General features: G+C 68.3%; 11 protein-coding genes. 5 read left to right on the top strand and 6 right to left on the bottom strand.

Annotated features, from left to right (window positions below; translation table 11 throughout):
- Together ACP696_RS10970 and ACP696_RS10965 are read left to right on the top strand one after the other, a co-directional pair.
- Window positions 1–513, top strand: a complete 513-nt coding sequence (locus ACP696_RS10970; RefSeq protein ID WP_426009875.1) for a DUF4411 family protein — start codon at window positions 1–3, stop codon at window positions 511–513.
- Between the two features lie 695 nt (window positions 514–1,208).
- Window positions 1,209–1,421: a hypothetical protein gene (locus ACP696_RS10965; protein WP_426009876.1), complete on the top strand. Its 213-nt coding sequence runs from the start codon at window positions 1,209–1,211 to the stop codon at window positions 1,419–1,421.
- A gap of 146 nt (window positions 1,422–1,567) precedes the next feature.
- Here ACP696_RS10965 and pgi read toward each other — a convergent pair whose 3' ends face one another.
- Window positions 1,568–3,187: a glucose-6-phosphate isomerase gene (pgi, locus tag ACP696_RS10960; protein ID WP_426009878.1), complete on the bottom strand. Its 1,620-nt coding sequence runs from the start codon at window positions 3,185–3,187 to the stop codon at window positions 1,568–1,570.
- A 111-nt stretch (window positions 3,188–3,298) separates the two neighbouring features.
- Here pgi and ACP696_RS10955 point away from each other — a divergent pair, with 111 nt between their 5' ends.
- Complete coding sequence (locus ACP696_RS10955; RefSeq protein WP_426009879.1) at window positions 3,299–3,802, top strand: hypothetical protein; 504 nt, start codon at window positions 3,299–3,301, stop codon at window positions 3,800–3,802.
- Between the two features lie 100 nt (window positions 3,803–3,902).
- Here the strand turns inward: ACP696_RS10955 and ACP696_RS10950 are convergent, their stop codons facing one another.
- Window positions 3,903–6,071, bottom strand: coding sequence for a protein-disulfide reductase DsbD family protein (locus tag ACP696_RS10950; RefSeq protein ID WP_426009881.1), 2,169 nt, complete (start codon window positions 6,069–6,071; stop codon window positions 3,903–3,905).
- A 133-nt stretch (window positions 6,072–6,204) separates the two neighbouring features.
- Here ACP696_RS10950 and ACP696_RS10945 point away from each other — a divergent pair, with 133 nt between their 5' ends.
- Window positions 6,205–6,597: a MaoC family dehydratase gene (locus tag ACP696_RS10945; RefSeq protein WP_426009882.1), complete on the top strand. Its 393-nt coding sequence runs from the start codon at window positions 6,205–6,207 to the stop codon at window positions 6,595–6,597.
- A 61-nt stretch (window positions 6,598–6,658) separates the two neighbouring features.
- Here ACP696_RS10945 and ACP696_RS10940 read toward each other — a convergent pair whose 3' ends face one another.
- Together ACP696_RS10940 and ACP696_RS10935 are read right to left on the bottom strand one after the other, a co-directional pair.
- Window positions 6,659–7,447 (bottom strand): SapC family protein, encoded by a 789-nt coding sequence (locus ACP696_RS10940; RefSeq protein WP_426009884.1) that lies wholly within the window; start codon window positions 7,445–7,447, stop codon window positions 6,659–6,661.
- Between the two features lie 160 nt (window positions 7,448–7,607).
- Window positions 7,608–9,653: a TonB-dependent receptor gene (locus ACP696_RS10935; RefSeq protein WP_426009885.1), complete on the bottom strand. Its 2,046-nt coding sequence runs from the start codon at window positions 9,651–9,653 to the stop codon at window positions 7,608–7,610.
- Between the two features lie 139 nt (window positions 9,654–9,792).
- Between ACP696_RS10935 and ACP696_RS10930 the strand changes: the two genes are divergently transcribed.
- On the top strand, window positions 9,793–10,602 hold the full coding sequence (locus tag ACP696_RS10930) for an acid phosphatase (protein ID WP_426009887.1): 810 nt from the start codon (window positions 9,793–9,795) through the stop codon (window positions 10,600–10,602).
- Between the two features lie 137 nt (window positions 10,603–10,739).
- On the opposite strand, the gene aguB is transcribed toward ACP696_RS10930, so the two are convergent.
- Together aguB and ACP696_RS10920 are read right to left on the bottom strand one after the other, a co-directional pair.
- Window positions 10,740–11,618: an N-carbamoylputrescine amidase gene (aguB, locus tag ACP696_RS10925; protein ID WP_426009889.1), complete on the bottom strand. Its 879-nt coding sequence runs from the start codon at window positions 11,616–11,618 to the stop codon at window positions 10,740–10,742.
- On the bottom strand, window positions 11,618–12,622 hold the full coding sequence (locus ACP696_RS10920; RefSeq protein WP_426009890.1) for an agmatine deiminase family protein: 1,005 nt from the start codon (window positions 12,620–12,622) through the stop codon (window positions 11,618–11,620). The genes aguB and ACP696_RS10920 overlap by 1 nt, the downstream gene beginning before the upstream one ends.
- Window positions 12,623–12,697: the final 75 nt, after the last annotated feature.

The following is a 12,697-nucleotide window of genomic DNA, read 5'->3' as shown; positions in this document are numbered from 1 at the left end:
GTGATCTATCTTATCGACGCGAATGTGCTGATCACGGCCCACAACACCTACTACCCAGTCGACCGGGTTCCAGAGTTCTGGGGGTGGTTGCTGCACCAAGCCAAGGCCGGCTTGGTCAAGATGCCCATTGAAGTGTTCGAAGAGGTCATGGAAGGGTCGGGCGATGAAGGGAAAGACCAACTTCTCGCCTGGCTGAAGGGCGAAGGCGTCAAAGCCGCGCTGGTACTTGAAGGCGAGGCCGACATGGCTCTGGTTCAGCAGGTTCTGGCAACCGCGTACGCCGCAGATCTCGATGACGTCGAGCTAGAGACAGTTGGACGCGACCCGTTCCTGATTGCTTATGGCTTGGCCGCGCCGGCGGCAAGGACGGTCGTGTCGAATGAGGTCTCGAAAAACACGCAACGGAGAGGCCGCAGGAAAATCCCCGATGCTTGTCGTGACCTCGACGTGGCCTGTTGCAATACCTTCGCGATGCTAAGAGCACTGGACTGGCGCACTGGCTGGAAGGCCTAACCCGCGCGCTTGAGCAGGTCGTGCCTACCGGTGCGATGGCCAAGTCCTGAATGTCGGCTTCTAAGTGGTTCTGATAGCTGCTTGGAGCCCAAAGCCCCCCTCCATCCCCATTTCACCACGAGCATCGACCACCCCCGCCCCCAACCCTTTCAACCCCTTACGCCCCGCTCACACGGGCGCTTCAACAATCTCGTCCTTCACCCCCAAAACCCCCCGCATAATCACCGTCGCCCCATCCCTGGGGAGGCCGTCCAGCTGGCGACCTGACGGGGGGTGGGGGTGGTCGAGCGGGGCGTGTCCGTCGGCCGGTTGCGGGGGGCCTGGAGGGCCTGGTCGGCGGAACGTGGGGGCCTCGGATGGGGCTTCGGGCGGGCCGGACCGGGCGCCGGGAACACCCCCTCGGAGCCGACAGGCGGTCGCCACAGGCGCGGGCTGAAATCGCCCGCGCGGTCCGGACGGGGCTGCCGCCCCTCCGCCCGCCGGGGGCCTCTATCGGAGCGGGTTAAAAATCCGCGACCCGAAGGCTTTCGTCCACCGACCGCGCGGAGCGCTCCGGCCCAGGCCGAAACGGTGTTCCTACAAATCCTTTCCGGGCATGGCCCGGACGCTCCGCCGCCTCCCCGCCCCGCCGGCTCATCCCGGCGGAAGGCGCCCTTGCGCGCTCGCGTTTCCCAACCCCTTGAAGGAGATCCCCCATGAGCAAGCCTCAACCGCCCAAGCCCGCCAATGATCACCTGGCCGCCTTCGCCGCTGTCGACGACGACCAGCTCACCGACGCCCAACTCAAGGCCCGCCTCGACGCCGCTCACAGCGCCCATGCCCGCGCCCTCAAGCTGGCGCTGCTGCGGTTCAGCGAGCAGAACGCGGCGCGGATTCACGCCCAACTGGAGGCGGAGGGGGAGCCCTAAAAATCCCGCTCATCCCGGCGAATGCCGGGACCCAGGTGGAAGAACTCAGACTGGGTTCCACGAGCGCGGCGCCCATCCCGTCAGCCACACCGCTTTGGGATCTGGGTCCCGGCATTCGCCGGGATGAGCGGTCTAGGGGGCGGGGCTCAGCCCTTCAGCCGCGCGATCAGCGCCGTCGTCGACGGATCGTGGCTGCCGACGGCCCCGCTCTCCAGCTCCGGCAGGATGCGGCCGGCCATCACCTTGCCCAGCTCGACGCCCCACTGGTCGAAGCTGTTGATCCCCCAGATCACCCCCTCGACGAAGGTCTTGTGCTCATAGAGGGCGATCAGGGCGCCGAAGGTCTGGGGCGTCAGGCGCTCCAGCACCACCATGGTGGACGGGCGATTGCCGGCGAAGGTGCGCTGCGGGGCCAGGGTGGCGATCTGCGCCTCGGGCACGCCCTTGGCCACGAGCTCGGCCCGGACGTCGGCCTCGGTGCGGCCCACCATCAGGGATTCGGCCTGGGCCAGCAGGTTGGACAGCAGCTTGGCGTGCATGCCCGCCGGGCCTTCGTCGGAGGCGGCGATCCCGATGAATTCCAGCGGCGTGATGTCGGTCCCCTGGTGCATGCACTGGAAATAGGCGTGCTGGACATTGGTCCCCTCGTCGCCGAACACCACGGTGGCCGTGCCGCGCTTGACCAGCAGGCCGTCAGGACCGACCGACTTGCCGTTGCTCTCCATCTCCAGCTGCTGGAGGAACGAGGCCAGGCGGCGCAGGCGGTGCGAATAGGGCACGACCGAGCGGGCCCGGCGGTCCAGGCCGTTGCGGTTGAAGATCTGGGCCAGGGCGATCAGCACCGGGGCGTTCTTCTCCAAGGGGGCGCTGGCGAAATGGGCGTCCATGGCGGCGGCGCCGGCCAGAAAGCCCTCGAAGGCCTCCCAGCCGCAGGCCACGGCCACCGACAGGCTGACCGACGACCACAGCGAATAGCGGCCGCCGACCCAGTCCCAGAAGCCGAACACCCGGTCATCGGCGATCCCGAAGGCGGCGGTCTTGTCCAGGGCGGTGGAGATCGCCGCCAGGTGGGCGTTGGCGCCCTTTTCCCCAAGCGCGTCGGCCAGCCAGGCCCGCGCTGCGGTGGCGTTGGACAGGGTCTCCTGGGTGGTGAAGGTCTTGGAGACCACGATCACCAGGGTCTCGCTGGGGTCGAGGTCGGCCGTGGTCAGGGCGAACTCGGCGCCGTCCACATTGGCCACGAAGCGCAGGTCGATGGCGGGCTTGATGGGCCGCAGGGCGTCCCACAGCAGCCGTGGGCCAAGGTCGCTGCCGCCGATGCCGATGTGCAGTATGGCCTTGAACGGCTTGCCGGTCGCGCCCTTGATCTGGCCCGACCGCACGGCGTCGGCGAAGGCCTTCATCCGTTGGCGGACGGCCTCGACCTCGCCCATCACCGACTGGCCGGCGACCGAGAAGGCCGCGTCCTTGTCGGCCCGCAGGGCGGTGTGCAGCACCGCGCGGCCCTCGGAGCCGTTGATCGCTTCGCCGCCAAACATCCGGGCCCGGGCGCCCTCGACATCGGCCGCATGGGCGAGGTCGAGCGCCGCCTCGAGGCCGGCCTCGTCCCAGGCTTGCTTGGAGAGGTCGATGTGCAGGCCGGCAACGTCCAGGGTCAGGGTCTCGAGCCTTCCGGGCTCGGCGTCGAACATCAGGACGATACGCTTTTCGCCGGCGGCCTGGGCTGCGTCTTCCAGGCGGGTCCAGGCGGCGTCGAGATCGGCCATGCGGCGGTCCTTTTTCGTGAACGTGGTAAATCGGCGTTTACCTGGCCGGGCTTATCAAACCGATACCGCCGCGTCATGAAGACCCATGACGTTTTTCGCGGGGAGCATGCCATGTCCTGTGACGCCGTCGCCTTTTCCGCAATGTTGTGGTTGGCATCGTTCAGTCCCGACGCCCAAGTCAGCACAGGGCCGGGGGCGGTTCCAGCCCTGGTCCAGCCGGCGCCCGCCCCGGCCTCGGTGGCCGCCGAGCCGCTGTTCGCCGACATCATCCGGCGTGCGGGCGGGTTGAAGGCGCGGACCGAGGCCTACCGCAAGGCCTTGCCGACCGAGGCCGCCGGGCCGGCTGTAACCCTGAAGGGCTTCGACGTGTTCAGCGCCGCGATCGGCGAGCTATCGGCCCAGGACATGAAGGGCCACGTCACCCTGAAGGAACGCGGCGCGGTCGATGACCTCAAATGCATCCTGCGCGGCATCAGCCAGGACCTGCCCGGCAAGCTGCAGGCGGTCGGCGCCGCCACCACCGTCAAGGATCAGGACCAAGCCCTGCGCGACATGGTCTATCTGCTCAACGACAATGTCGAAGTCATCACCGCCCCGCCCCAGCCGGCGGCCTAGAGCATTTCCCGACCTGACTGCGCCAGGCCGTGAGCTCTAATCTTTTGTTTTGACGCATTTTTCTTCACGCGAACCGGAACCACTTCGCTCGAAAAATGCTCTAGCCCTTCGCCGCCGTCTCGATCGCCTCGACGACCAGCCCCTCGGTCAGCAGTTGCGGCAGCACCACCGGCGGCCCGCCGCTCTTGGGATAGACCAGGTACAGCGGCACGCCCGCTCGGCCGTGCTCGGCCAAGGCGGCGGCGATGACGGCGTCGCGCTTGGTCCAGTCGGCCTTCAGATAGACCGCGTCCGCCGCCTTGAAGGCGTCGACGACGCGCTGGCCCTTCAGGGCCGTGCCCTCATTGACCTTGCAGGTCACGCACCAGTCGGCGGTGAAATCGACCATCACCACCTTGCCCTCGGCTTGTAGGGCGGCGACCTTTTCGGGGCTCCACACCTCGGCGGCCAGGCCGGGACCGGCCGGCGCGCTCGCCGCATCGGCCACCGGCGCCGAGGCCGGGGTGGCGCGGACGGCGGCGATCACCAGCGCAACCACCGCGACCAGCGACAGGGCCGCGATCCCGAACGGGACGACCGCGCCCTTGCCCTCGATCCGGCGGCCTTGGGCCAGGCCATACAGCCAGGCGGCGAAGGCGGTGAGCACGGCAGCGGCCAGGATCAAGGCTAGCGGGATCGACCCCGTCTGCTGGCTGAACACCCAGGCCAGCCAGGCGGCCGTCGCGTACATCGGGAAGGCCAGGCCCTTCTTCAGCACGTCCATCCAGGGGCCCGGACGCGGCAGGCGGGCCAGCAGGCCGGGGATGAAGGCCAGCAATACGAACGGCGCGGCGAAACCCAGGGCCAGCCCCAGGAACACCGCCAGCGACAGCAGCGGCGGCTGGGTCAGGGCGTAGCCCAGGGCCCCAGCCATGAAGGGCGCGGTGCAGGGGGCGGCCACGACCACGGCCAGGGCGCCGGTCAGGAACGAGCCGCCAATCCCGTCGGCGCTGGAACCCGAGGCCACGCCTTGCACGGACGCGCCCACCTCGAACACCCCCGACATGTTCAGCGCCACCAGCAGCATCAGCAGCGACAGGGCCGCGACCACGGCCGGCGACTGCAGCTGGAAGCCCCAGCCCACCACCGCCCCGCCGGCCCGCACCGCGATCAAGGCGCCGGCCAGGACCAGGAAGGTCACGACCACCCCGGCCAGGAAGGCCAGGCCCTGGACACGGGTCTTGCCGGCGTCATGGGCATGGGCGGTCAGGCTGGCGGCCTTCATCGACAGGATCGGGAAGACGCACGGCATCAGGTTGAGGATCAGCCCGCCCAGGAAGGCGAAGGCCACGGCCAGAGGCAGGCCCAGGCTAGCGCCCGACGGCGATCCGGTCTTGGCGACGGCGGCCGGCGCGCCCAGGCCGCCGGCGTCGGCTGGGATCGCGCCGGGCGTCGCGGTGATCTCGTACGAGACCCCGCCCACGGCCAGCACGCCGGCCAGTTCGGTTGGCGGCGTGCCTTGGGTGAAATCATAGCCGGGCGTCAGCGACAGGGTCAGGCCCTCGGGGCCGCGCTCGATACCCTGCTCTGGCGGGTGCTCGATGACCTTGCCGGAATAGGGATAGAAATAGGCCCCGGCGACGTCGGCGCCCTTGAGCGACGCGCCGGTCACGGCCAGTTTCAAGAGCTTGCCCTGCAGGCTGAACACCGCCTTCAGGCCGGCTGGCTTGGGCGCCTTGGCCAGGGTCTCGGCGACCTTGGCGCCCCATTTCGGATCCGTGGCGGGCATGCCGGCCACGACCGGCAGGGTCAGGGTGACGACAGCGTCCTCGGGCACGCAGACCTGTTCGCAGACCAGGAAGGCGACGGCGGCCTTCAGGGTGATGACCGAGCCGACGCGGGCGTCGGCGGGCACGGTGATCGGCACGGGCAGCAGCACCTCGCCGGTATAGGCATAGTCGAGCAGCGGCCCGACCCGGCTCTTCTCCGGCGTGGGCCAGACGATGTCGCCCGCCGTCCAGCCTGGCGGCAGGGTCCAGACGATCTTGGTGGCGTCTCCAGCGTCGCCGGGATTGCGCCAATAGGTGTGCCAGCCGGGAATGATCTTCTGGCGCAGGGCCACATAGAAAGTCCCGCCCGGCGCGGCGCCGGCCTCCTGGGAAACCAGCTCGACCTCGATGTGACCCGACTGCACCGGCTGGGCGACGGCCTGCCCTGTCAGGAAGGGCGCGCCAAGGAGCATCGCGACGAGCAGCACGGGGAGAGCGGAGAGCAGCTTTTGAAGGCGCATGAACGGGTTCCGGGCGCGGCCAGACGGGGTGGCAATTGGGGGCGGATGACACATGACCCCTCCGCGCGCTCTCGACAATGGTCAAGCCGTCGTGATCAGGTCAAAGATCAGCCTTGCCAGGAGTGACTCGCCCATGCCCGCGGCCTTCGACGACATCGAGATCGGTCAGGTGGTCTCGCTGGGGACCACCGTCGTCGACGCCAAATCGCTGGAGCAGTTCTGCGCCGCCTTCCAGCCCGGCTGGCCGGCGGCCAGCGGCGCGCCCGACACCATGGTCTTCGCCATCTGGTCCAAGCTCGACGCCGAGGCCACCGCAGTGTGGCCGCAAACCAAGCGGGTGGGCGTCGACGCCCTGCGCTGGCTGCGCAACCCGCCGGCCGGCGAGCTGCTGCGCGGCCGGATGACCGTGATGGGCAAGGACCCGGTCGGCGAGGGCAAGGGCATCGTCATCGCCCAGCACGACTTGCTCGACGAGGCGGGACGGCTAGTCTTCTCGTGCCTGACCCGCAGCATCTTCGCCCGGTGAACGAAAAAGGCGGCGGACCCTTCCGGATCCGCCGCCCTTCCGACGCCTTAAGGCGTGAAGCCTAGTTCAGCACGCCGGCGCCTTGCTGCTGGCGGGTCATGGCCAGGGCGACCAGGCGGTCCCAGCCGATCAGCGACACCAGGTGGGCGTAGATCTGGGCCAAGGCGCCGCTGGTCTGCAGTTCCTTGATCTTGTCGGCCGGCATGGCGTTCAGCTTCTCTTCCGAGACGCCGAAATACTCGGCCACGACCTGCGGCTCGCCCGCCACGCCGTTGGCGTCCTGCGGGGTGAAGAAGGCCTTCTTCAGCTCGAACAGGTCGTTATCCTTCAGCAACTGCACGAACGAGTCGGTGCGACGGCGCTCGATTTCGAAGTCGTCGCAGAACTTGATGCAGTTCTGGGTGTATTCGGTCGGCTCGCCCGCAGCGTCAAACAGCGGGGTGTCGCCGCCGGCCGCCAGCAGGTCCGAAGCGGTGTCGATGCAGACGATCAGGCGGTCCTGCGACTCGTCATTGGCCAGCACGAAGGGATAGCGACGAATATAGGCCGGGATATAGACGCCCGCCTCGAAGCCGCCGTCGGCCTTGATGAACAGGTTCTCGCCGGTGTTCAGGCCCATGACGGCCAGAGGCACGCGGTCTTCGCCCGCGAAGATGACCGGATAGGACAGGGCCGACGGCGCGAACTCGGTCACGGCGACCGGCACGGCGGTGCCATTCACGGCGAAGCTGTAGGGCTTGTCCTTGTGGACGAGGCCGAGCTTGCCGTGCTGCTCGCGGTTCAGCGGCTCCGGCGTAGAATAGAACAGAACGTTGCCGGAGATGCCGCCGGCGGGTTGGGTCGTTTCCATGTACAGCTCGACAAAAGGCTAATGAACGGACGCCTCTTGCGCTCAGGCGGCCTTTGAAGGTCCGGCGCTTCTAGCCGATCCGGAGAGGCCTCGCAATCGACCCCTCCGCCTCACGGTCAAGGCCAGGCTTCATTTCACCCTGAGCGGGAAAAGCCGCCGCTCAGAACTTCCAGGCCACCCCCGCCCGCACCGACCGCCCGGGTGACGGGGCGATGTCCTTGAGGAACGAGGCGTGCTCGCGGATCTCTTCGTTGGTCAGGTTTCGGCCGTCAACGAACAGCCGCAAGGGCGAGTCGGCGATCGGCTTGAACGTGGCCTTCAGATTGACCACCGTGTAGCCGTCGGTCGGTAGCTCGAAGGTCGCCACCCGGTCCTGCTCGGCGACGCGGCGCACCTCCAGCGTGGTCTCGACACGCGGCGCGCTCCAGATCACCGAACCGCCCAGCGACCAGGGCGGGATCCGAGCGGGCGTGCCTGCATCTGTCGCCCCATGCACCCAGTCGAACGTGGTTTCCAGCCGGATCGACTGGGCCGCGCCGCGCCAGGCGTCATAGCCAGCCTCGAACTCGGCGCCGTGGAAGTCGGCCTTGGTCTGGAAATACTGATAGACGGGCAGATCGTCCTCGATCGCGCCGGTCGGGGCCTCCTCGATGAAGCTGCCGTACCTGGCCGCCCACAGGTGACCTTCGGCGCGCAGGCGGTCGCCCTTCCAGCGGACGGTGGCTTCCAGCGAGGTGACGGTCTCGGACTTCAGGTCGTCGTCGCCGACCTCGAAGCCGCCGGTGCCGGGGTGCGGGCCGTTGGCGAACAGCTCAAACTCGGTCGGCGCCCGACCGTTGCGCGACAGGGTCAGGGCGTAGAACAACTGGTCGGTCGGCTTCAGGAACAGGCCGATCGAGCCGGAAACATTGTCGAAGTCGCGCTTTTCGGTCGGGGTCTGCAGCGACCGGGTATCGAAGCGCAGGCCGGCGTCGACGCCCCAGGTTCCGCGATCGAGGCGCTGCAGGGTGAAAACACCATATTCCTTGATCTTGGTCGAAGGCACGAAGGCCTCGTCGCCGATGGCCTCGAAATTGCGCGACAGGCCCTGAAAGCCAATAGCGCCCTGGTGGCCGTCATGCTCGCGGTGCACCAGTTCGACGCGGCCCTCGACGCCGTCCGACAGGAAGCGGGTGCCAACCGCGCCCGTATCGACGCTGACCTCGGCGTGCTGATAGTCGGCATAGCCCACCGAGACGCGGATCTTCTCGAACAAGGCGTTGTCCAGCGCCTGTTCGCCGCGCACGTCGTAGCGGGTCTGCTGCAGGTGGATGGAGACCGGGCCTTCGGCGTTGGGATCGATCGGGGCGAGAATCTGCTCGTAGGGCACGCCGTAGGTCGTATCGGTGCGCTTTACCGAGGCGCCGAAGAAGCCCCGCTCATGGACATAGGAGACGCCGGCGCCGTAGGCGTCGACCTCCACGTCGGTGTTCTTGACCACGTGATCGGGATCGACTGTCAGGCCGTCGCGGGCCGACAGGCGGTCGGAGACGGGCGCGACAGGCACGTCATAGTCCTTGGTGCGGCGGCTGGAGAGGTCGGCGGCGAACACCAGCGGGCCCTTCCCCGCCTTGATCGCGGTGCTGTAGGCATAGCCGTCGTCCACCGACGAGGCCGAGGCCGACAGCCGGCCCTCGAAACCCGTCGTGGCCGGCGCCGAAGGCACGCGCTCGTCGATCATGTTGACCACGCCGCCGATGCCGGAGCCACCATAGGCCAGGGTCGAGGGACCGCGCAGCACCTCGATGCGCGAGGCTTCTCCGGGATCGCTGGCCACGGCGTGGTCGGGCGACAGGGCGCTGGCGTCCACCTGGCCTACCCCGTTCTGCAGCACCATCACCCGGGGTCCGGACATGCCGCGGATTACCGGCCGCGAGGCGCCGGGGCCATAGAATGTGGAGCGCAAGCCCGGCAGGCCGTTGAGCATGTCGCCGATCCCGGCGGGCGCGGCGACGTCGAGCTGGTCGCGGGTCACCACGTTGACGCTGCTGGTGATGGTGTCGAGCGACACCGCATAGGGCGCGGCGGTGACCACGACCCTATCGACCACATCCGGCCGAGGAGCGTCGGCGATCACAGGCGCTGGGACATCGGCGGCGTGGGCCAGAGGCGCGACGAGAGCGAGCGCCAGAAGGCTCGCGGCGCAGAGAAGAACCCGACGGGGCATGAAACCTATCCTGAACCTTGACCGGGGGAGCGGTCAAAAGGAGCGTTATGAAATAACATATCTGTTCGTCAAGCCGCTTCGTGCTTGACGCGGTCGATCCGCCCCGTTCTGTGGGCGGATGAACGAACGGATACCGCCCGTGACCCGCAACGCCCTGATCGCCGTCACCCTGGCCGGCCTGCTCACGGCCAGTTGCGCCTCGCTCCAAGACCTGTTCCCGCCACAGGCCGCGCCGATCGCGCAGACCGCGACCTCGGCCAGTTGGACGGCGCCGCCCAAGGGCTATCTGGGCGCGGATACGGGCCTGGACGGCGCGACCATCATCGGCCCGCCGCCCTCTCCAGCCTCGCCGCGCGGCAAGGCCGACCGCATGACCTTCAACGACACCCGCAAATTCGCCGGCACCCACGCCTGGGCCCAGGCGATCGCCGACGCTGACCTATCCGGCAAGTACGGTTTCCGAAGCTTCTCTTGCGCGGCCGGCGTGACGATCAGCCCAGAGAAGACCCCGACCCTGACCCGAATGTTGATGCGGATGACGGCCGACGCGGCGACGATCTATCGGCCGACCAAGGCGGTGTTCCAGCGCGCCAGGCCCCCGGTGGGCAATAGCAAGCCGATCTGCGTGCCGCGCGAGAAATGGATCGAGACCGACGGGTCATACCCCTCGGGGCACGGCTTGATCGGTTGGTCCTGGGGACTGGTGATCTCCGAAGTCGCGCCGGACAGTGCCAGCGCGATTCTGGCGCGCGGCCGGACGTTCGGCGACAGCCGGATCATCTGCGGCGTGCACTATCAAAGCGACGTCGAGGCTGGGCGCTATTTGGGCTCGGCCATGGTGTCTAAGCTGCATCAGAACGCCGAGTTCATGAACGACCTGGAAGAGGCGCGGGCCGAGGTGGTGGCGTCACAGGCGATGGGTGCGCCGACGGGGTGCCTTGCCGGCTGACACTTGCCCCCTGCGGGTCGCTTCGCGACCGTCTTCCCCCATGGGGGAAGAGCTCAGAGGTAGGCGAGGCTCCGCCCCCTACGGGGGCGGACAGACGGCGAAGCCATCAGGTGGGGGCAAGAGAGTGAGCCGCTGTCCTAGGTCGGCCGTGCCGCCGCCAACGCCCCATAAAGCTCCGGCCGGCGGTCGCGGAAGAAGCCCCAGGCCGCGCGGTGAGTCTGCAAGAAGTCCAGGTCGAAGGTCGAGGCCACCAGGCCCTCCTCGGCATGACCCAGCTCGCTAACCAGGTCGCCGCGATGGTCGGCGATGAAGCTGGAGCCGTAGAAGGTCTGGCCGCCGTTGGGATAGTTCTCCCAGGGCTCGAAGCCGATGCGATTGGCGCCGATCACCGGGATCACGTTTGACACCGCGTGACCCTGCATCGCCCGTTGCCAGGGCAGGGTCGTGTTGAGGCTTGGATCATGCGGCTCGCTGCCGATGGCGGTGGGGTAGAACAGGGCCTCCGCGCCCAGCAGGGCCATGGCGCGGGCGGCCTCGGGGTACCATTGGTCCCAGCAGATGCCGACGCCCAGGCGGCCAAATCGGGTGTCCCAGACCTTGAAGCCGGTGTCGCCGGGACGGAAATAGTACTTCTCCTGATAGCCGGGGCCATCGGGGATGTGGCTCTTGCGATAGACGCCCAGCATCGACCCGTCGGCGTCGGCCATCACCAGGCTGTTGAAATAGTGCGGGCCTTCGCGCTCGAAGATCGAGATCGGGATCACCACGCCCAGCTCGGCCGCCAGCGGCGCTATGGCCCTGACCACCGGATGCTCCCGCCACGGGTGAGCTTCCGCGAACCAGCGCTCCTCCTGGGTGACGCAGAAATAAGGACTCTGGAACAGCTCGGACGGCAGGATGACCTGCGCGCCGCCCGCCGCGGCCTCGCGGATGAAGCCTTCGGTCTTCTTGATGTTGGCCGCCAGGTCCATGCCGTACGAGGTCTGGATGGCCGCGACGCTCAGGGTGCGGGTCATTAGACTTCCGGTTCTTGCTGGCTGATGCAGTGGAACGACCCGCCGCCGGTCAGGATGGCGGTGGACGGCAGGCCGATGACCTCGCGCTCGGGGAACAGGCCACCGATCACCTCGACGGCGAAGGCGCCCGACTGCTCGGCATAGATCGGCACGATCACCGCCTCGTTGGCGATCAGGAAGTTCATGTGCGAGGCCGGGACGATGTCGCCGTCCGCGTTGAGGATCCGGCCCGGCGAGGGGATGCGGACCACTTGCAGGGGCGAGCCCCGACTGTCGGTCATGGCCGCCAGGGTGCGGGCCGTCTCGGCATAGACCTCGGCATTGGGGTCATCGGACCCGAAGGCCATCGGGCAGGCCACCACGCCCGGCGCGACAAAGCGGGCCAGGTTGTCGACGTGGCCGTCGGTGTGGTCGTTCAGCAGGCCGTCGCCCAGCCACAACAGCTTCTTGGCCCCGAGCGCGGCGGCCAGGGCGGCGGAAGCCGTGGCCTCGTCCCAGTCGGTGTTGCGATTGGCGTTCAGCAGGCACTGGCGGGTGGTCAGGATCGTGCCCGAGCCGTCATGGTCCAGCGACCCGCCCTCGAGGACGAAGGCGTTGCGGGTCAGGGGCGCGCCAGAGGCGGCGGCGATCTGCTCGGCGACGATGTCGTCGCCCTCCATCTCGTACTTGCCGCCCCAGCCGTTGAACAGGAAGCCGGCCGCCACGGCGCCGCCCGCGGTTTCGGTGAAGATCGGGCCGGTGTCGCGCAGCCAGATGTCGCCGAACTGGCCCCGGACGATCTCGACGGCGGCGTCGCCCAGCAAGGCCTTGGCGGCGGCTTCGGCCTCATCGCCAACCACCATCAGGCGCACACGCTCGCCGCCCGGACCGGCCAGCGCCCGCGCGAGGGCGGCGACCTCGGCCTGGGCCTGGTCGAGATCTTCGCGCCAGACGTCGGGATGGCTGGGAAAGCCCACCCACATGGCGCGGTGCGGAGCCCACTCGGCGGGAACGGTCGGGGTCATGGACGGAAACCTGGATCGAAACGGGAGGCGCAAATGGGCCTTACCCGACGCGGGGTCAAGCGTCGCTTCTAGCAA

The sequence above is a fragment of the Caulobacter sp. DWR3-1-2 genome (assembly GCF_049896225.1).
Lineage (GTDB): Bacteria > Pseudomonadota > Alphaproteobacteria > Caulobacterales > Caulobacteraceae > Caulobacter.
The sequence above is the reverse complement of the archived record's forward strand: the minus strand, read 5'-3'. Positions and strand labels throughout refer to the sequence as shown.

Bases quoted from the DNA above. Each gene is read 5' to 3' on its own strand.
- ACP696_RS10935 (WP_426009885.1), bottom strand. From the start codon at position 9,653: ATGCCCCGTCGGGTTCTTCTCTGCGCCGCGAGCCTTCTGGCGCTCGCT.
- pgi (WP_426009878.1), bottom strand. From the start codon at position 3,187: ATGGCCGATCTCGACGCCGCCTGGACCCGCCTGGAAGACGCAGCCCAG.
- ACP696_RS10950 (WP_426009881.1), bottom strand. From the start codon at position 6,071: ATGCGCCTTCAAAAGCTGCTCTCCGCTCTCCCCGTGCTGCTCGTCGCG.
- ACP696_RS10945 (WP_426009882.1), top strand. From the start codon at position 6,205: ATGCCCGCGGCCTTCGACGACATCGAGATCGGTCAGGTGGTCTCGCTG.
- ACP696_RS10920 (WP_426009890.1), bottom strand. From the start codon at position 12,622: ATGACCCCGACCGTTCCCGCCGAGTGGGCTCCGCACCGCGCCATGTGG.
- aguB (WP_426009889.1), bottom strand. From the start codon at position 11,618: ATGACCCGCACCCTGAGCGTCGCGGCCATCCAGACCTCGTACGGCATG.
- ACP696_RS10955 (WP_426009879.1), top strand. From the start codon at position 3,299: ATGTCCTGTGACGCCGTCGCCTTTTCCGCAATGTTGTGGTTGGCATCG.
- ACP696_RS10940 (WP_426009884.1), bottom strand. From the start codon at position 7,447: ATGGAAACGACCCAACCCGCCGGCGGCATCTCCGGCAACGTTCTGTTC.
- ACP696_RS10965 (WP_426009876.1), top strand. From the start codon at position 1,209: ATGAGCAAGCCTCAACCGCCCAAGCCCGCCAATGATCACCTGGCCGCC.